We start from the raw sequence: 18946 nt of genomic DNA, 5'->3' as shown, positions 1-18946 counted from the left end.
ACATAAATGTTCAAATGATTTGGAAACTTCACACGAGAAATTATAAGAACCCCCCAAGAAATATTCCCACCCCTGTAAATTGACTGTAATTTGATATGAGAAACGCATATTAAAAGGTAAATATCCTTGATATAACAATAAAAATCGTCAGTGATTGCCTAGTGGGATACTGTGCGTTTGTCTTGATATTGACGTGTTTGGTAAACCCCGTTACCCTTCTGCACTGGCAATCTATTATATTTAAAAAAAACGCGGCTTCCTCTGACTGCCATTGATTTGCCTCCTTAAGAAAACTCTTTGCGCGATGTTTTCTCTCGTTAGTCATTGATCGACATATTGAGTTTCACTTTGCCTGTAGGCGGATACCCTGAAAATATAGGAATTCAATGCTACTCTACTAGTGTAAAGACAAGAATAATCCAACCTTTTAAAGAAAAGTAAGGAGGAGTAAAATGAAAGCGATCACTGTAAAACAACCAGGCGGTGCGGAACAATTACAACTTGTGAAATATGAAAAACCAATCCCAAAAGACGGTGAGCTATTAATTAAAGTAAAAGCTGCAGCAGTGAATCGAACAGATATTGTTACCCGACAAAGCAAATCGGGATATATGCACAATCCAATTTTAGGTGTGGAAGTTGCCGGGACGGTTGAACAAGCTGGCCCTGATACAAATATAGCTGTAGGTACAAACGTTATGGGGCTTGTGAATGGGGGTGGCTATGCCGAATATGCCATCATGCCGGCCGACAGGGCAATCCTGATTCCGGAGAACCTTTCTTTTGAAGAAGCTGCAGCAATTCCAGAGGTATTTTTGACTGCTTATCAAACATTATTTTGGATAGGTCAGCTACGTGCCGGTGAAACGGTGTTGATACATGCTGGCGGCAGTGGCGTCGGAACAGCTGCGATTCAGCTTGCAAAACAACTTGGACAGGCAAATATAATTACAACAGCCGGCTCAAAAGAGAAACTGGATTTTTGCCGATCATTAGGAGCGGATGTTCGTATAAATTACAAAGAACAGAATTTTGATGAGGAAGTACTGAAGGCGACCAATAAACAAGGGGTCGATTTAATTCTTGATTTCATTGGTGCCTCCTATTGGAAGAAAAACCTGGCCAGTATAAAAGTCGACGGGCGATGGGTGTTGATTGGAATTTTAGGTGGTGCAGAAATAGAAAAACTTAATCTAATGGATTTGATGTCAAAACGGATTCAGTTGACTGGAACGCTTCTCACACCTAGAAGCGATGAATATAAGGCGGAACTTACATCTGAGTTCGCCTCCAAAACGATGGAGCTTTTCCGAAATAATAAGCTTCGTCCAATCGTTGATCAAGTATTTCCTTTAGACCAAGTTCAACAAGCGCACACACATATGGAGAACAACAAAAATATCGGGAAAATAATTTTAAAGATAAATGAATAGCTAGGTAGTTCTTTAAATCTAAGTTTCTCTCTAGAAAAAAATACGCACTTTTTATAAGGGGAAGTTCAGCAATCGCTGATACTACCCCTTATTTGTTTTAACTGTCTTTTAAAGATACTCGAATTGGAAAGTCCTCTCTTTGAACTACATTTGATTTATGTTTTCAAAATTATTGTGATTTTTCAATTAACACCTCGTATACAACGGCAAAAACATGGAAAAAACTGTAGTGAGAACGGAGGGAATTGCAATGATTCGATTATTTATGACGGTTTCATTTATCGTTTTCCTTTTTATTTCGTGGCCGGCAATTAAGGAACAGCTTGATAACCCGGAAGTAGCTGTTGAAAGGGTCCAAACCGAACTGAACTCCCTGAAAAACAATCCGGAAGTGATGGACGCAGCCTTTGCTCTAATTGACAGCTTTCAGGATCTCTTAAAACAAACATGGGTACTGATCAGGGAAATCAATGAAGACCATTCTGATTCCAAGCCTCATGATGCAGAAAGTGTCCATGGTACCGATTCAGTCGTACCGCTTACAGTGGACACCCAGAATGATTGGCACTAGAGGCAACTACATACATTCAATTACGTCAATATCGGCAAAACGCGTGCAAGTATAAGATCTTCATGCGTTTTTATTTTGTTTTAAAACGACAACCGCACTTCTTCCTTCATATGGTAAAATATACGAAGATAGTGTAAAGGGGTGAATTGCCTTGCCGGATTGGTCGTATCACCCGATATTCAAACCGATTTTAATGAGGCTCCAACCAAGGATTGGCCGGGAGTTTATTCATCGTGGAATGAGCATAATATCTTCGACCTCCGTTGGTGAAAGATTTATAGAGTTCCTAGGGCATATGGCTCCATCAAAGACATTGGAAAAACAATTATTTGCTGCTAATTTCGCAACGCCAATTGGCTTGTCTTGCCATATTGACCCAGAATTATCAGGACTAAAAGCGTTCCAAAACCTTGGCTTCGGTTTTCTCGAAATTGGCCCTGTTTCGCTTCAGGGTGCTACTTCCGAAAAACCCCTTGTTTTTGATATAAAAAGCAAACAAATTAACGGACTCAAAGAGAACGCCATCGATTTGGAGAGTGCGATCACCAAATTAAAATCGTTAAAGAGAAAGAAAGTTCCCCTTTTTATTCGAGTCCGGGGCACTTATTCCGAACTATTCAAGATTTGTAACAGCCTTCTCCCTTATAGTGATGCGTTCATCCTCGATAGCATTGAATTGGATTCGAAGGACAGTTTTTTAAAACTAAAAGAAAATATAAACAAACCATTTATTTTGTCGGCTGCATCGGAAAGGGTTAATGGTTTGGCAAACTATTTGCCAGATGGAATTCTGGTTGAAGGAGATTCTCCTGAAGAACTTTGCGAAGCGATGGGCAATAGTCATGGCATCCCTATCATCACCTCAGGCGGAATAAAAGAACCAGCTGACGCCATCACCCTGCTTGAAAACGGGGCTTCCCTTGTGCTGCTGGGCCAGGAGTACGTTTTTACCGGCCCCGGCCTGCCAAAACGGATAAATGAAGCGTACAGTTTTAGAAGCCATGCGGTACCTTCAATACTTACAGGCTGGATATGGTATTGGCTGTTTGGGCTTGCGATCCTGATTGGCGGCTTTATTGCACTGTATTTTAGCATGACAGATGTGATTCTTCCATATGACGAGTCTTTTCTAGGCATAGTAAGGCAGGATATTCTAGGCTTTAACTCTTCCATTCTTTACTTTATGGCTCATGACAGGATGACTTTGGCAGGAACGATGATATCAGGCGGGATCCTTTATATGCAGCTTGCCAGGCATGGGATCAGGTACGGACTCCATTGGGCTCGGAAAGCAGTCAATATCGCTGCCATAATCGGCTTTCTGGGAATCTTGTTATTCATTGGCTATGGCTATTTTGACTGGCTGCACGGATTGTTTTGGCTTATTTTATTGCCTTTGTTCATTACCGGTTTTTTAAAAACAAAAACCGCTACTGAAGCTCCTTCAGGCACAAATCTTTATAACACAAAAGCTTGGAAGCTTAGCCACGTTGGTCAGCTATGTTTTGTCCTATTGGGTGGCGCTTTGGCCATCGGAGGAATAGTCATTTCGTTCATCGGCGCCTCCACTGTCTTTGTTCCATCTGACATATCGTATTTATGTATTTCTCCAGAGATTTTGAATGACTTTAATGAAAAGTTAATTCCGGTGATTGCGCATGACCGTGCCGGGTTTGGGAGCGCCCTATTAAGCGTGGGCCTTCTTGTTTTGATGCTTGCCTTATGGGGAATCCGCGAGGGCGAACGCTGGGTGTGGTGGACTTTTACAATTGGCGCTATTCCAGCTTTTATTGCGGGGATTGCAACTCATTTTATTATCGGGTACACGGATTTCCTCCATCTCCTGCCCGCTTACTTTGCCATTCTTCTTTATGGTATTGGAGTTGTTTGTACTAGGCCGTTTTTAATGCAAAGCACAAGCAATAATCAAACGATGAAAACTGGGGTTCATTTTCGGGATGAGAAACTGGACAGCTAGTATTATGGCGGAAAAAGAGGGAAATCGAAATTCATCGGAAGACCCAAATTACATGTGTGAAAAGCGCTCACAAAATCTGAGCGCTTCTTCTCGGTTGATGCCGCGGTTTCTCAAGTTAATTTGGCGGGATTTACGATTTTAATAGATTGTACTTCTCCGCAGCTAACACAAAAGGTATAAATTTTCTCGGAACCAATTGATATTTTTTTATCCAAAGGCCTAACGTTTATGTAATCAGTTCCCTGGGCAAAAGAGGAACCTCCGCATTCCCTGCACGTCTTCTTTTCCAATCCTTCACTTCCTTTTTCCTAAATAAAATGGCTATCCCAGTATCTCTGCCAAGTGCAAGTGGACTGGTTTTATTAAATAGCTCACCTTTGGCGATCATGATCTAACGCCTGAAGGAGCTCGCCTATTTCCATATTTAGTACCAGGTCGGCCCTATTATCAAGCTCTGTGTTTTCCAAATTGACAATCACAAGCTTTGCGCCGGCCATTTTGGCGATTTCCGGGAACACATTGGCAGGATACACACTGAGTGATGAACCCATTACAATGAACAAATCTGCCCGCCGTGATTCCAGTTCTGCCTGCTGGACGGCCTTTTCCGGAAGCATTTCCCCAAACAGGACTACAGATGGACGAAGAAAACCGCTGCAATTTTCGCAAGAAACATTGTCCTCCATGAACATTTCAATCGGATAAATGCTGCCACAGTCATTGCAGTGGCAAGTCCTTAACGTACCATGCAGCTCCGTAACCTGTTTATTGCCGGCCCGATGGTGATAGCCATCGACATTTTGGGTAATAATCGATTGAATGCGCCCTTCACGCTCCCATTTGGCGAGGATTTTGTGGCCTCTATGAGGTTCATGCCCGTGAAGATTTTCAACCCTTTGCCTGTAAAATTGAATAAATTCTTCTGTATTCTCATTCATTGCCCGTGTACTTGCGAGCATCATCGGATCGGCGCCATGCCAAATTCCGCCGCTTCCGCGGAAATCCGGGAGACCCGCCTCAGTACTCATTCCAGCCCCTGTGAACACTACCGTATAAGACGCTTTCTCCAGATACTTCTTCAATTCCTCCATTTTATAACACCTCAAATAGTTGGTTTTTCTGCTATTCAGGATATAGGGTGAACTGCACTAATGTGCCCAGCCAGCGTTTTATGAAAGGACCTGACAATTGTCAAACTTCCATTGTGCTCAAAAGTTAACCATTGTAAAATAAACGCCAAAAAACACCGCAATCAGGATAACAAAAATCCCCAACCCTATAATTGACCATTTGGAAGTCCGGAATGTTTGATTATTGATACTATCGATTTTTCGAATATAAGCAGAAGTTGCCATCACAACAACAATAATGCCTAGCAGGACAGACGCGATTCCAATTAGATTCGCAAAAAAATCCCCGGCGGGTGTAAGGCTTGTTTTCATTGTAAAATGCAGGTTCGTAACGAGAAAGCCGACCCCAATAATCGCAATCGCCGTCCGGATCCAGGCAAGGTATGTCCGTTCATTGGCAAGGTGCTGCTGGATATATTTCGATTCAATTGTTTCTGTTTTGGCATTATGTTTAGCGTCATTCATTTTTTAAATCACTCGCAATCGGGTAGTTTATTTTATTATTGTATACCCGACATTCCTGCAAAAACCCCTATAACAGTTTGTACATATAGTACTCGTTCACATATTCTCCGTTTATTTTAAGAGAATGGACCTTTTCTCCCTCAATCACAAAACCCATTTTCCTGTACAAGTTGAATGCATGAATGTTTGTTTTGATTACAGTAAGTTCCAATCTGGTAATCTCTTTTTCATTTGCCCAATCAAAAACCCGATGGAATAATTGGGTTGCAACGCCCTGTCCGCGGAACTTCTCGTCAACGCCAAGAACAAGGTAAGCAGAATGGCTCTTCCGTCTAACAGTTCCGCCAAATGCCGCGATAAAACCGGCAAGTTCCCCTTCCCTTTCAGCAACAAAGAAAATCGTGCGTTCCTCTGCCGACACTCTTTCAATCATTTTTCTTTGCTGTTCAACTGTTGTTTGCTTCTCGCCAGGCTCATAAAGCATAAACCCGGATTCTTCCACTCTTTTGTTTAACGCAAGGAATTTTTCTGCATCTGAGATTTCTAGTGAACGGATGATCAATTTTATTCCCCCTTTTCCTTTGGAAGGACAACATCCCCGCTACGGAGAATTAGTCCTGAATACCGGCCTGACAATTTTATCGCGGTGACCCTTCTGCCTTCTTGGTTATCTATTGTCCTGGTCTCAATTAAATCTTCCCAGAATGTCAATCTTCGTGATAACCTGCTGATTGTCTGGCGAATGCAGTCGTAGCTAATCGCAAAAGACCAGGAAGAAACTCGTTCCTGTAAATCCCGGTATGTTAAGAACCCTGGTGCAGTGAATTAGGCATACATATTGCCGAATCAATCAACTGTTTATCCCTTTTCGTTCTCGCGATTGCCCATATTTTCTAACCGGTTTGATTCGGTCGACGGATGCAACTCTTTCCTTCCACAGTTTTTTTATTCACCTTACAATTACAATTCCATACTGCATTGCACTTTTCCTGCCTGGGATAGCCGTTCATCCGTATCTGTACTTCCCTCGCCAGTGCTAGAAAAGGAAATGGCACTTGCCAGGGTGAAGGGCTATAAACTTGCGTTTGATTTGTGAAGCATCAAGGATCCAAACCGCCAAGCTGAAATTATTATTTCAACGAGCAGGAGATAGATTGAAAGCAACAGTCCATCCTATTGGTTACATTTTGCCCGTTTTTAGAACCCGAAACGTCATCAATAAAGCCTATTGGATACGTTTTGCCTGTTTTAAAATCCAAAACGTTATCAATAAGCCTCGACGGGTTGCTTACTACGCCACGAATAGTGGAAAGCGTTAATGTTCCCCATTTACGACTCGGCTTACCTCTTCCATTCGGATAGAAGCAGCCTGGTTGCAGGGCGTATGCTCTTGGCTTAGGTACAAAGCCCCTTATTCAAAAATTAGGGGCTTTCCCTATTTTTTCCGATAACTGAATCAGGAATTTTGAATAGGATAGAATAAGCCTGAGCAATCCATTAGTGCTTAATCCTTCGTAAGGAGTGATAAGTGAATGGCGGATAAAAAACCAACTATTCCTGGATCCAAGGGTATTAATCGCCTTAAGGAAGAGATCGCCAGGGAACTGGGTGTCCATCTGAATATTACCACCAAACCCAGACGCAGCAATAAATCGAAGTGAATGGCTCACTGGCGCACCAGGCGAATACGTCCAAAGGAATTTTGTAAAAAGCTGTCTTATATGACGGCTTTTTACTTTTTAAAAAAGGGTAATATCCGTTCATGGCGAATATATATAAACGGGTATGCAACCTATAGGGAGATGGAGGAGATAAAGAGATGAAGATTCAACAATTTATGGTAAGCAGGGAGGAAGTCAGGTACCTGACAGAGAATGCGACCATTAAAGAAGCGCTGGCGTTTCTTGATGAGTCGGGGTTCCGCCGCGTCCCGGTGCTGGATACTGCAGGGAAACGGTTCCTCGGAAATGTGGAGAAGATTGACATTTATGAATACAGTGGGGATCATCAGGACAGTATCATGAAGATTGTAAAAGAATCGGATGGCTTAGCTCCTGCTGGCGGTTCATTCAGGCAAATTTTTAAAAGTATCAAGCGGCTCCCCTACCTTGCAATTGTTAACCAAGCTGGTGAATTTGTCGGTATCCTGACCCATGCGCAAATTATGAATCTCCTCGAGGATACATACAGTGACGGTGTCTCGCTTACGATTGGCCTTTTTGAACAAAGCCATGCCATCGAACGGATTTCTTCAATTGTTGGGCGGCATACAAGCATTTTGTCGATGTTCACTCTCGGCAGCAACAAAGCGGTTCGCCAAATTCATCTCTCTATTCCGAAAGATACAGCAAGAGAAACCGTGAATATAATTGTCAATGAACTAAATGATTCAGGTGTGCGCGTTACCAATATCGAATAACATTCCAAGGATGGGACCCAAACATGTGGTTCCATTCTTTTTTATTCGGAAATAGCGTTCCCTTCCTATAATGAAACAACACAGGTGATTCTTACCGTGAAATACTTCAGGCCTTCTGCGCAAACTAACAGAGGTACCACGTACCACATCCCACATCCATCCTAAGGGGGCATCCGAATGCATACACCACAACATGGTCTTCAGCAGGCACGCCAACTTGTACAGCAGCTAATTACTGAAACGCAGCAAAGCAATCATCAATATAGGATGATGCTGCAGCAGGAACAGCAAAATGTCAACATGCTTGAACAAATGCTTCAACGTGAAAAACAAGCTGTTCAAGTCATTCAGCAAAGCCTGCAAAAGCATGATGTTGCCATTCAGCAATGCCAGCAGCTCATGAATGCTATGAACCAGATGCAACAGGAAGTTTCATTCATGCAGCAAAACATGAATACAGTTGGACAACCGTACCAACAAAATCAATACCAGTCCCCTTATCGATTCGGTACCCAATACCAGCAATAACAGCAAAAGGGAAAGGATTCGTCCTTTCCCTTACTTTGACATTTTTTTATAGTTTAAAATGACTGAATCTTGCATATCGATACTCACTTTAGACAAAATGATTTCCCCAGGCTGGGGGACAGTGGGGTTTGACTGGACCTTAAAGTTTTCATTCAGTCCGATCGTCCAGACCGCTTCATGTCCTCTTGTTAAGACAACCGCCAATGTTCCAAACTGCTCGATGTTTTTCCAATCGAAGGTTTCGGTCTGCCCGTTATAGGTCACTGAAATTCCATCCGTATTGCTAATAACCTCAATTCCTTTGCCTTCCCAGACTCCAAATATTTCGGCACCCACATAGTAATACGAGATTCCTCCTCCCCGATCCCCGTAAGTGGCAACGAACTGCTGCAGAATTCCATCTACGTTCAGATACGTAACTGCAGCAATATCATCCGCGAGCCATTCGGCTTTGACACCTTTTGAAGGATCAAGCTGGAAGCTGTCTTTTGGCCTTGCAAAAATACCATACAACGGCCTGTAGTATATAGCTTCCCCTCTCTGTGCGTTCACTTTAAGTGAAAGAACGTTGTCCATATCAGGGGAAATGGCGGTAATATTTTTAACTTCTTTGTTATTTGATAAGCAGGACTGCGTTTACGATGGTAAAAAGGATCACAATCCCTCCACCGATCCACATCCATTTTTTTGCGGGAGAAAGGGTAAGCCACAATGACAGGGCAAGGAAAAATGCGCAAGAAACATTAATTACATAAAACAACCGGTTGTCGATAAATTCAATCCCCAAGCGCTTATTGGCATAAAAATATACCAGCTGCAAAATGAAGATGCCAAGTGAAACGAGGAACAGCATAACGCCACTAATGGTTCTCCCCTTATTCATCCGGTTCAGCCTCTTCCGCGAATTCCCATGTGAGACCGTTATCGTTTGAGATGAATTTCCCCTTTACCCGTCCGCCAAGGTAATCGCCATTTGGCCCCTGATTGACAAGCATCACTAATTCATAGCCATCTTTAACTGGAATTTCAGCTGACACAAAGATTTCTTTGTATTTCGCCGGAACATGGACATCGGCTTTTTGCCAGGAAGCACCGTCATCCTGAGTCACATGAAAATCCGGCTCGGTAGGATTGATGGTTCCATATGATAAAAATCCGGTCTTTTCATCAATAAACCCGCCATCGTACAGGAGCCTCGTCTGGCCAGAACTTTCTGTTTCGTTCCATGTCTTCCCACCGTCATCTGACAAAAAGACACTAGAGCCTTCCTGTGACATTGTCCGCCCACCGGATAGAATGATATACCCGAAATTTTCGTTCAGGAAGTTGACTTTCCGGAAACGAACCCCCTGAAACAACTCGGTTACAACTGAATGCTGCCAGGTTTCGCCCAAGTCATTCGAGTACACAAGCATGACACCTTCCGATTCCCAATTACCGCCTTCGGTATGGATGAACGCAGCCTTGTCATCCGTTAAAATAAAGCTATTCGGAATCAGCTCATGCTGATTTCCGTTGTATTCTCCTCCAAAGAGCAATTTTTTTTCAACAGGAACCGTCACCCATGTCTTGCCGCTATCAAACGTTATGTTCAGCTCGTTGTTTTGGAGCGTATAACTGATTTGCTGGTTAGCGACTACCGGACGGAGCTCTTCAACCCCTGGATCCTGTTTGCCAGTTGGGGGTTTTGGCAGCTTTTCGCCAAGCTGTGGCTGCATGTTTTTAAATGAAAGCTGATACCAAATAATTGAGGCAAACAGGCCAATCATTATAATCGCAGCCCCGCCAATCATGATTTTTTTCAAAAAACCACCTGACTTTAAAAATGAATTACATTATTCTCTTCCGGTATGTTCCGTAATGAACTTTATGCATTCCTCAGCAATCCGCTCTTTATCATTGTCCAGCGTTGCCACATGATAGCTGTTCTCGAGATAAACGATATCCTTATCTTTTGAAGAAACCTTTTCATAGATCTCTTTGGAATTTTCCGGCGGCACTACATGGTCTACAGTAGAGGAGAGAACGAGAACCGGCACATTCACTTTATGTAAATTCGATTTGACAATCTTCATCAATGCGATAATGTCTCCCATTGATTTTACTGGAGTCTGCGGATAAGCAAGTTCTTTAACCCCATCCTGCTTGATGTCTGAGCCAATGCCATCGACGAAGCGAACGTCTTTCGCTTTTAACTGTTCATAGTTGCCTGCCAACTCTGGCATGTCGATTGCTGCATTGATTGGCATAATCCCCGCAAGCTCTGGGTGGTTTTCTGCCAAGTACAACGTTAAAGTACCACCCATGGACAAACCGGCGACAAACACAGTTGAACACGTTTCTTTTACTTTTTCCAGTCCAGCCTCCACATCGCGGATCCAATCCTCAAAAGAGGCTTGCTCCATATCCTCCGGGTGAGTCCCGTGTCCAGTAAGCCTTGGCCCAAAAACGGTAAAGCCCTGCTCGGCAATTTTTTCGCCCAAAAACCGCATACTTTGAGTAGACCCTGTAAATCCGTGGCTAATGAGGACACCGACTTCGCTGCCTGGAAAAAAGAATTCTTCTGCTTCCTTCATAACAGGATACTTTTCTTGCATATTTAACCCCTCCCGAAAGATTATTCAGACAACTTTATTGTCCACCAGGAGGAAAATAATTGCAATTATGAACTCTTATTCGGCCATTGATACTTCGGTTATGTCCAAAAAACCAATCCTATTCATCCTTAAATCGTCCGTTTGCAAATACACTATTTTCCTGAGTTCATCAATTCGGTGCAGCATGCCTTGGTACTCTTTAAAAAATCCGTCTTGCCAAGTCTTGATCTTAACCTTATTTGAAAATTCCATTGCAAGCAGGATAGTCTGCTCAATTTCCTCCCACTCCTGTTCATCAAGAATAGGCTTTACTACTTTCGAATCTTCAAGCCTGGCCTCCTTCATCAGTTTTGATTGTTCAGGCATAAAGAAAGCGGATCGCCATTTCATCTTGCCGCGGTCTCGAATTCCCATTTGATCACTCCCCCTTTCAGCCTCATTTCTATTATAGAACATTTGTTCGTAAAAAATGCAAAAAAAGAAGCCTTTCATAAAAATTATTCATTCCAATCTACGGGTGATTTCTTCCGGAAAATGTCTGAAAGCTCAAATCGCCTCAAATGAGGCTCATAAGTATGGTGAAATGGCTCATAAAAACGTTAATTAAAAAAGGCTGCCACAACGGCAACCTAAAAGTTTTATAGCTCTATATGCTTAATTACTCTGGCAGGATTGCCGCCAGCCACGACGTTTGCGGGTACATCTTTCGTTACAACGGCACCTGACGCAATGACGGCATTGTCTCCAATGGTTACGCCTGGATTTATAATCGCACTGCCGCCAATCCATACATTGTTTCCAATCGTAATCGGCTTTGCATATTCTCTGCCTGAATTCCGCTCATCTGGATGAAGTGGGTGTGTTGCTGTATAGATTTGGACGCTGGGAGCAATCATACAATTATCGCCAATCCGTACCTCACAAACATCGAGGATGGTACAGTCGAAGTTTGCGTAAAAGTTTTCCCCGACGTATGTATTATAGCCGTAATCAAACCGGATATTTGGTTCCATACAAATGTTCTCGCCGGTTGAACCGAGCAGCTCTTTTAGCAATTTTGTTCTTAGTTCTCCATCTGTTTCTGTCGTTTGATTATAAACTCTTACTTTCCGTCTTGCTTCTTCACGATCCTTAAGTAATTCAGGGTCAGCAGGATTGTACATTTCTCCTGCCAGCATTTTTTCTTTTTCAGTGCTGCTCATGATAAGACCTGCTTTCCAACTTAATTAAAATATGCATTTCGAATAACTCTCTTTTTCCTAAGTACGTTATTTAAAGTCTCGGAGCTTAGGAACATCGCGCCTATGAGTGAAACAACAAAAAAAGGGAAAATTCCAATCGTCGATTGGGAGGCGGCGAAACCTACTAAAGGCGGCATAAAAGTTGTCCCGGTATAGGCGACTGCCATCTGATAGCCCATAATCGTCTGGGAATGCTTCTTCCCAAACCGTGCAGGCGTTTCGTGTAGCATACAAGGAAAGATTGGCGCCAATCCCAATCCAACCATAATAAAGCCTGCAAGGGAGAATGCGGGCGGGAATGGCAGCAAAAGAAGTGCGGCCCCTGTCAATGCGATCATCTGCCCCATCCGAATCAAAGTCCGGTTATTCATTTTAAACGTAATAAATCCTGTAATGAACCTTCCAATTGTGATTCCGAGGTAATAGAAGGAAACCCATTTTGCAGCAACATCCACTGGCAGCTCCTTACTATTCACCAAAAAGCTGCTTCCCCAAAGGCCCATTGTGGCTTCAACGCTGCAATAGAACAAGAACGATGCCAACGCTAGCTTAACTCCTTTAATTTGTAAAGGTTTTGGATGTTCGGCATCCCCTTCAATCAATTCGTCGGGTGTATCGCTTATTCCTTTTTTGTTGTTTTTTACCCGGTTCCATAACGGCAATGACAACAAGAGAACGAACGCTAACAAGAATTGAATGCCCGAAATGGTTAAATACCCATTATCCCACCCATGCCCGGTGATATACTGGGCCATAATTACGGGGCCAAGAGTCGCCCCAACTCCCCAAAAACTATGCAGCCAACTCATATGATGCGCTTTATAGTGGGTTGCGACGTAATCATTTAATCCTGAATCTATAGCTCCTGCACCTAATCCAAGGGGGATGGCACATAAAAACAGCCAAGTAACCGATGGAGAAAAAGTAAACCCAAGTAAAGCACCAGCAGTGAGCAAGGTGCTGACAACTGTTACCTTCCAAGTTCCAAATCGTTTCAGAAGTCTGCCGCTAAACAGACTGGAGACAATTGTCCCGCCGGCAATCGTCATAAATAGCAATCCGGCAGTTTCAAACGGTGCACCAAAGTCTGTTTGCATGACCGGCCACGCTACACCGAGCAATGAGTCTGGTAATCCAAGGCTTATAAATGCCAAAAAAATGATGACTAGAAGGAAAGTTGCCATAATGAAACCCCGCCTGTTTTAATTTTTTCATTTTGCCGTTTCCAGCATAAGATGAAGCCCCAGACTTTGCAATCCATATAAATAATCCTGTTTCCAATCACTAATGGTTAGGTGTGGAAGATGTTCTGCCGGAATATAGGCAGCACTTGACCTGGCGATTCTTTCTATCATTGCTTCATCAACATCCTCCTTGGAAAAAACAACCGTATGAGGATTGATAATTGCCGCAAACGAGACTAGCAAACGGCTGATGGCATCGCCCTGATCAACCGGGAAGAGCGGTCCCGCTTTCTGTCCATCTCTGTTTTCGGTTGCGTCCCGGAAGTTGCGGTCACTATAAAGCGGGACAAATGAGATCTCTCCGGCGAAGAATGTATTTCCACGTACAACATCTCCATTGACGATAAATCCTGCGCCGGGGCCATTTTGCCCGGAATACAAATAAACCAGTGATTGATGGTTTTTAAACTTATTCATTTGGTGATATCCAAGAACAGCCGCATTCATATCATTTTCAACGACAACGGGTATAGAAAAATGGGTTTCATAGTAGCTTTTCATATTAAAATTTTGATAGGCTTCATAACCTGGTATGTAAAAAACCGTGCCATTTTTAACAGAACCGGGAACTCCGACTGCGATTGAGCTGATTTTTGGATGGTTAGCAATTAATTGTTCAATGCTGGCTGTTAGAGCATCTAAACCGTCGTCAACTAATACACTGGGGACTTGCCCCTGTTTCTTTACTTCTCCAGCACAATTGAAAATGACATAATTCGTCTCTGTTTTTTCCAAAAAAATAGCGAGGCCAAGCATATATTCACGATTATATTTATACCTATTCGCTCTTCTTCCTCCGCTGGATTCGTCCAAACCGATTGAGAAAATCTCCCCTTCCTTCTCCATTTGTGCCAGGAACTTGCTGATAGTCGGAAAACTAATTTTGAGTTTCTCACTCAATTCAACTTTTGTGGCACTTTCCAGCTCTAAAAGAGTTGTCCGAATTCCCATCAGAATTTCGTTCCCGCCCGTTTTTACCTTTGCCTGCACACCTTTCACCACCTTTTATGAAAACTTATTAAAGTCATTAAATAAGTTAGGTTTAAAAAACTTATTAAATCTCTTTAATAAGTATGGTTCCACTGTAGCATATAGGATTCGGGAAGACAATCGGCAAACTTATAATGATTTTAAAAAGAAAAGAAGCAGCCATTTTGTGATTTAACGGGTTCGTTTTGAAGTACAAAATTTGAATTAGCAGTGCTTTTCGCAGTGTAATTAGCAGTTGAATTAACATACACTTTAGCAGTGAAATTAGCACAAAAAAAGCTCGGAGCCAGTATGCTTCGAGCTTTTTTTACGGTAGCACGTTGTTTAAAATAAGCACCCGTATCTTTAAGTACACTTTTTCACAAATTACAGGAATGTCGCCTCTTTGCTTAATAAGAAGTTCAACAAAAAGGACAAGGTATTCTTACTGGTTCAATACACCAGGAAGAGATAATGCCTTCTTCCTATTTCATCATAAAATAAAAACGAAGAAGTAAATTATAACAAAAAGCCATAATAAAAGTGTTATGATAAATTCTTTCGTATTCTTTAAGTATTTCCACTCGATAATAAATTGAAAGGCAGCAAATATTGTATAAAAAATAATTAAAAACCATTTAATAGTTGTTTCGTCTGATGAATCTTTGACAAAAAAGAGACTTATAAAAAATGCAATTGCTAGTACTATTCTTCCCCAAAAATCGATACGCCTTCCTTCAGTTTCAGTAATAAATCTATCATATTCAACAATCCACTTCCTTAATAATGGGGCTAAAACAACAACTAGAACAACCAATATTGAAACTGAAATACCCATATAATCCTCCCCTGTATGATAAGAATATCCTTCTAACTCGCATATTTACTATTTTGTTAGGGGTTCTTATTCAACAAACCTCCCTTATGTTGAATAAGCTCTTCTTTAATTTTACATAAATAACTAAAAAACTGCTTTCTATTTTTAACAAATCAATTCACATAGCAATTAGCATACGAATTTTTACGTTGACAATAACTTTAGTCACTCTGCCAAAAGGGGTGCGAATTCGAGTGCTAAAACGCCATAAAACGCACAGAAATCCCTGATATATCAATAAAAAGATGCAGTCCAATTCAGTTGCGAATTGGACTGCTTAAAGATTGTTGTGAATTGGTTGCGAAACCTTAAAACCTCATTCTACTTTTCCTTGATCACTTGGTATCCTTACTTCAAACTCACCCGAATTGCCAAGCGCCTCAATTGTATACGATCCACTTTTTAAAAAGGTCATGCTTCCGGAGTAGCTTGTTATTACTTTACCGTCTGTCGCCCGAATGGATTCGGCTTTATTGCCAAAACTGAACTCCTGACTAAAATTTTCCTTAATATTATGGATTTTAACGACTATCTCGGATGGCAAACCTTCACCTTCCACTTCGAGTGCCAAATCATTGTATTCACCTGCAAAAATATATGTTTGGGATAATAGGAGTGTTGCCTTTTCGAATTCAATATATGGTTCGTTCACAAGTATGGAATAGGAAGCAAAAGGTTTATCAGCGACTTCATAATTCAACTCCCATAATCCATGAGTCGGGAACTCAGGAAAGCTAGTAAGAATGTGTGCATCTGCATCAAAATGCTTGCCAGCTAATGGCATATCAGCGAGGACTAATTCTTTCCCGGACTTCTTGTGGATCGCTGTTAATTTCAGCTGTTTCCCAACCAGTTCCCTGGAATCTCCCCATGCAAAAACCATCACTTTGCCGCCTCCCCTGTAATCCTTTGCCACCCATTCCGTCGGCCCCATAATACTTGCCTTTCCAGGAAGACCGTAATTCGTATCAAGGCCATATACATCTATTTTTCCATCCCTTAGGGAAAAATAATCTGGTTCACCACTGGCTCCAACTTGTTCATTTGGTCTAGCAGCCCCATGCTGTCCTTGTTCCGGGACAACTTCATTCATATACAAGATAGGCAAAATGAGCAAAACGGCTGCGAGTGCTGCGCCAATACCTGCCTTTTGTAAAAACATCCCCCATTTTGGCTTGGCTGGCTGTGCAGTTCTCAATTTTCGAATCGTCTCCTGCCTGTTGCTTTCATTCATTTCAAATGCCGGTAATTCTCTCATTTTTTCAAGAAGATCTTTGCCCGTTAAGTGTTCCATTTGGCTTCTCCTCCTTCATCAGTTCATTGAGTTTCTTTACCGCCCTGCTGAATGTCACATTTACTTTGTTTTCATTCCAGCCAAGCACACTTGCCGCTTCCTTCGTGGAAAGCTCTGCAATCCCTTTTAAAAGCACGACTTCTTTGTAGCTTTGTTTCAGTTTGGAAATCGATTCGTATAAAAAGGCATGCTCCTCTTTGCGAAGATATAAATGATCGGTCAGATTCGTTTTAGTTTCTTCCTGGGCAGAAAGAAATGTTCCTTTGACTTTGTCCCAGAGTCTTTTTCTGCGGAATGTATCGATTGCCGTATTTCTGGCAATCGAGATGAGCCATGTTCTTGGATTTGCATCGCTTCTGAACGATTTAAATGCAGATGAAAGCCCGTAAAAAGGTATCCTGAACCAAGTCCTCTACATCCCTGGTCCCTGTATAGTAAACAAGATAATTGAAAATATCTTTTTCATATTGATAAAACCATTGTTCAATTTGCTGGCCAGCGTCCATTCTTTCCCCTCCCCCTTTCGACAATATGACGAACTGCTTTGTTTAATCTTACAGTTTTTTTAAAAAAATGGATGTAAATTTTAAAAAGAAAAGCTGTCCTAAGAATAGGACAGCAAAATGGATATAACCTTTAGCTAGGCTTGGTTTTCCCTAGTTATCATTTGATACGATTATTCTGCCTCATTGTTCCAATTGAAAAGAGGGACGGTTCCAGTTTACTGAAGTAAACTGGAACCGCCCCTTTTGCTCTATTTTGACCGGATTAGCTGGACAATTGCGAGCATCATGAATGATATTACCATCATGCTGATTACCCATAACCAGGCCAGATCCATCCGGCCTCCATCGATGGCCATATAGATGGCCGTTGGGACTGTTTGTGTTTTTCCCGGGATATTCCCGGCAAACATCAAGGTAGCGCCAAATTCCCCTAAAGCTCTTGCAAAACTCAAAATCGCCCCCGCTACAATCGCTTTGTAGGCGAGTGGAATCGTAACAAACAAAAAAAGCTTCCATTCACTTGCGCCGTCGACGCGTGCGGCATGTTCAATATCCTCATCTATCGACTCGAAACCTGTTTTTGCAGATTGATACATGAGAGGAAATGCTACAACGGTTGCAGCTATGACAGCTGCCCACCAGGTAAACATAATTGGCTGGTGAAAGATCCATTCTACAAATTTCCCAATGCCGCTATTCCTGCCAAATAAAACTATGAGCAAAAAGCCAACCACGGAAGGCGGCAAGACTAAAGGCAGTAAAAAGAACGTCTCGACTAAGGCTATCCCTTTGAATTTCCTATTTGCCATTAACCTTCCAAAAAACAACCCAAACAAAACCACCAACACACCCGAAATGGATGCAACTTGTAAGGAAAGTTTGATTGGCGACCAAAACTCCGCCGACATTTAATCACCTAAATCTAGAAATCCATATTTTTGAAAAATCTTCTTGGATGCATCCGTTTGGATAAAATCAAAGAATAACTTGGCCTCTTTCAGTTGGGGGCTATCTTTTATTATCCCCATTGGGTAAACAATTGGCTGATGGGTACTTCTATCGGCTATAGCGGCAATACTCACCTTGTCCGAGCCGAGCGCATCTGTCTTGTAAACAATTCCCGCCTCTACATTATTCGTCTCAACATACGTCAGGACTTGCCGAACATCCTTAGCCGGTACCACTTTCTCCTCAACTTTATTCCAGATTCCCATGTATTCAAGTGCTTCCTTTGCATATTGCCCTGCAGGCACTGATTCCGGTGTTCCGATAGAAATCAGGTCTGCATTGCTTAATGTCTCAAACGAATCAATTATTTTGTTTGAATTTTTGGGGACGATTAACGCAAGTTCATTCCCAACTAAATCGACCCGGTGCATTTCTGCGATCCGCCCTTCTTTCTCGAGTTTAGCGAATTTGTCTTCTGCAGCCGAGAAAAACAGGTCGACTGGTGCACCGTGCGAAATTTGCTGCTGAAGGGACCCCGAAGCCCCAAAATTGTAGTTAATCTTTATATTCGGATGTTCTTTTTCAAAGCTAGCTTTTATATCATTTAAAGCATTTTGGAGACTTGCGGCAGCTGATACTGTTAATTCTACTTCATGATCAGCATCATTTTGTTTGGTGGTTGAGCACCCTGTTAAAGCCAAAACTAAAATAAACAATAGAAAAGGTTGAATTTTCATAGATAACTT

Annotated in this window: 24 protein-coding genes; 6 read left to right on the top strand and 18 right to left on the bottom strand. The window is 42.1% G+C overall.

Annotation, left to right across the window (positions count from 1 at the left end):
- The first annotated feature begins 452 nt into the window (after nt 1-452).
- The 3 genes from A8F94_RS01240 to A8F94_RS01230 all read left to right on the top strand — a co-directional run bounded on the left by A8F94_RS01240 (nt 453) and on the right by A8F94_RS01230 (nt 3982).
- Nucleotides 453-1433, top strand: a complete 981-nt coding sequence (locus A8F94_RS01240; RefSeq protein ID WP_066194325.1) for an NAD(P)H-quinone oxidoreductase — start codon at nt 453-455, stop codon at nt 1431-1433.
- Nucleotides 1434-1683: 250 nt separating this feature from the next.
- Nucleotides 1684-2004: a hypothetical protein gene (locus A8F94_RS01235; RefSeq protein ID WP_066194322.1), complete on the top strand. Its 321-nt coding sequence runs from the start codon at nt 1684-1686 to the stop codon at nt 2002-2004.
- A gap of 151 nt (nt 2005-2155) precedes the next feature.
- Nucleotides 2156-3982 carry a dihydroorotate dehydrogenase gene (locus A8F94_RS01230; RefSeq protein ID WP_066194320.1) on the top strand — a complete coding sequence of 609 codons (1827 nt, stop codon included), beginning with the start codon at nt 2156-2158 and terminating at the stop codon, nt 3980-3982.
- 226 nt (nt 3983-4208) lie between these two features.
- Here A8F94_RS01230 and A8F94_RS25540 read toward each other — a convergent pair whose 3' ends face one another.
- From A8F94_RS25540 to A8F94_RS01215, 4 genes are all read right to left on the bottom strand, one after another.
- Entirely contained in the window at nt 4209-4370 is a 162-nt protein-coding gene (locus A8F94_RS25540) for a hypothetical protein (RefSeq protein WP_175384329.1), read from the bottom strand.
- Nucleotides 4354-5073, bottom strand: coding sequence for an NAD-dependent deacylase (locus A8F94_RS01225; protein WP_066194317.1), 720 nt, complete (start codon nt 5071-5073; stop codon nt 4354-4356). Before A8F94_RS01225 ends, A8F94_RS25540 begins: the two co-directional genes overlap by 17 nt.
- Before the next feature lie 117 nt (nt 5074-5190).
- Nucleotides 5191-5577 (bottom strand): YidH family protein, encoded by a 387-nt coding sequence (locus A8F94_RS01220; protein ID WP_066194315.1) that lies wholly within the window; start codon nt 5575-5577, stop codon nt 5191-5193.
- A gap of 67 nt (nt 5578-5644) precedes the next feature.
- The gene (locus A8F94_RS01215) at nt 5645-6139 is read right to left on the bottom strand and encodes a GNAT family N-acetyltransferase (RefSeq protein ID WP_066194310.1); all 495 of its coding nucleotides are present in this window, start codon (nt 6137-6139) and stop codon (nt 5645-5647) included.
- A gap of 970 nt (nt 6140-7109) precedes the next feature.
- Between A8F94_RS01215 and A8F94_RS25295 the strand changes: the two genes are divergently transcribed.
- The 3 genes from A8F94_RS25295 (at nt 7110) to A8F94_RS01200 (ending at nt 8524) form a co-directional block, all read left to right on the top strand.
- A complete protein-coding gene (locus tag A8F94_RS25295) occupies nt 7110-7238 on the top strand; it encodes a small, acid-soluble spore protein, alpha/beta type (RefSeq protein WP_139070000.1) in 129 nt (42 codons plus the stop codon).
- Between the two features lie 158 nt (nt 7239-7396).
- Nucleotides 7397-7996 (top strand): CBS domain-containing protein, encoded by a 600-nt coding sequence (locus tag A8F94_RS01205; protein WP_066194304.1) that lies wholly within the window; start codon nt 7397-7399, stop codon nt 7994-7996.
- A 177-nt stretch (nt 7997-8173) separates the two neighbouring features.
- Complete coding sequence (locus A8F94_RS01200) at nt 8174-8524, top strand: hypothetical protein (protein WP_066194301.1); 351 nt, start codon at nt 8174-8176, stop codon at nt 8522-8524.
- A 30-nt stretch (nt 8525-8554) separates the two neighbouring features.
- Here A8F94_RS01200 and A8F94_RS01195 read toward each other — a convergent pair whose 3' ends face one another.
- The 14 genes from A8F94_RS01195 to modA all read right to left on the bottom strand — a co-directional run bounded on the left by A8F94_RS01195 (nt 8555) and on the right by modA (nt 18937).
- Entirely contained in the window at nt 8555-9100 is a 546-nt protein-coding gene (locus tag A8F94_RS01195) for a hypothetical protein (protein ID WP_139069999.1), read from the bottom strand.
- Between the two features lie 37 nt (nt 9101-9137).
- Entirely contained in the window at nt 9138-9407 is a 270-nt protein-coding gene (locus A8F94_RS01190) for a hypothetical protein (protein ID WP_066194297.1), read from the bottom strand.
- Complete coding sequence (locus tag A8F94_RS01185) at nt 9400-10329, bottom strand: WD40/YVTN/BNR-like repeat-containing protein (RefSeq protein WP_066194294.1); 930 nt, start codon at nt 10327-10329, stop codon at nt 9400-9402. The genes A8F94_RS01190 and A8F94_RS01185 overlap by 8 nt, the downstream gene beginning before the upstream one ends.
- Before the next feature lie 30 nt (nt 10330-10359).
- Complete coding sequence (locus A8F94_RS01180; RefSeq protein ID WP_066194291.1) at nt 10360-11121, bottom strand: alpha/beta hydrolase; 762 nt, start codon at nt 11119-11121, stop codon at nt 10360-10362.
- A 75-nt stretch (nt 11122-11196) separates the two neighbouring features.
- Nucleotides 11197-11535 (bottom strand): YolD-like family protein, encoded by a 339-nt coding sequence (locus A8F94_RS01175; protein WP_066194288.1) that lies wholly within the window; start codon nt 11533-11535, stop codon nt 11197-11199.
- A 224-nt stretch (nt 11536-11759) separates the two neighbouring features.
- The gene (locus tag A8F94_RS01170) at nt 11760-12323 is read right to left on the bottom strand and encodes a sugar O-acetyltransferase (RefSeq protein WP_066194285.1); all 564 of its coding nucleotides are present in this window, start codon (nt 12321-12323) and stop codon (nt 11760-11762) included.
- A 20-nt stretch (nt 12324-12343) separates the two neighbouring features.
- Nucleotides 12344-13546, bottom strand: a complete 1203-nt coding sequence (locus tag A8F94_RS01165; RefSeq protein WP_066194282.1) for an MFS transporter — start codon at nt 13544-13546, stop codon at nt 12344-12346.
- A gap of 27 nt (nt 13547-13573) precedes the next feature.
- On the bottom strand, nt 13574-14557 hold the full coding sequence (locus tag A8F94_RS01160) for an ROK family transcriptional regulator (protein WP_066197144.1): 984 nt from the start codon (nt 14555-14557) through the stop codon (nt 13574-13576).
- A 511-nt stretch (nt 14558-15068) separates the two neighbouring features.
- Nucleotides 15069-15413: a DUF4181 domain-containing protein gene (locus tag A8F94_RS01155; protein ID WP_066194276.1), complete on the bottom strand. Its 345-nt coding sequence runs from the start codon at nt 15411-15413 to the stop codon at nt 15069-15071.
- Nucleotides 15414-15768: 355 nt separating this feature from the next.
- Nucleotides 15769-16746: a hypothetical protein gene (locus A8F94_RS01150; protein WP_066194273.1), complete on the bottom strand. Its 978-nt coding sequence runs from the start codon at nt 16744-16746 to the stop codon at nt 15769-15771.
- Nucleotides 16715-17143 carry an RNA polymerase sigma factor gene (locus tag A8F94_RS01145; protein WP_254660785.1) on the bottom strand — a complete coding sequence of 143 codons (429 nt, stop codon included), beginning with the start codon at nt 17141-17143 and terminating at the stop codon, nt 16715-16717. The genes A8F94_RS01150 and A8F94_RS01145 overlap by 32 nt, the downstream gene beginning before the upstream one ends.
- Complete coding sequence (locus tag A8F94_RS26075) at nt 17112-17252, bottom strand: sigma factor (protein WP_254660760.1); 141 nt, start codon at nt 17250-17252, stop codon at nt 17112-17114. Before A8F94_RS26075 ends, A8F94_RS01145 begins: the two co-directional genes overlap by 32 nt.
- Before the next feature lie 248 nt (nt 17253-17500).
- Nucleotides 17501-18160 (bottom strand): molybdate ABC transporter permease subunit, encoded by a 660-nt coding sequence (gene modB / locus A8F94_RS01140; RefSeq protein ID WP_066194270.1) that lies wholly within the window; start codon nt 18158-18160, stop codon nt 17501-17503.
- On the bottom strand, nt 18161-18937 hold the full coding sequence (gene modA / locus A8F94_RS01135) for a molybdate ABC transporter substrate-binding protein (RefSeq protein WP_066194268.1): 777 nt from the start codon (nt 18935-18937) through the stop codon (nt 18161-18163).
- Nucleotides 18938-18946: the final 9 nt, after the last annotated feature.

The organism is Bacillus sp. FJAT-27225 (assembly GCF_001685025.1).
GTDB lineage: Bacteria > Bacillota > Bacilli > Bacillales > Cytobacillaceae > Bacillus_D.
The sequence above is the reverse complement of the archived record's forward strand: the minus strand, read 5'-3'. Positions and strand labels throughout refer to the sequence as shown.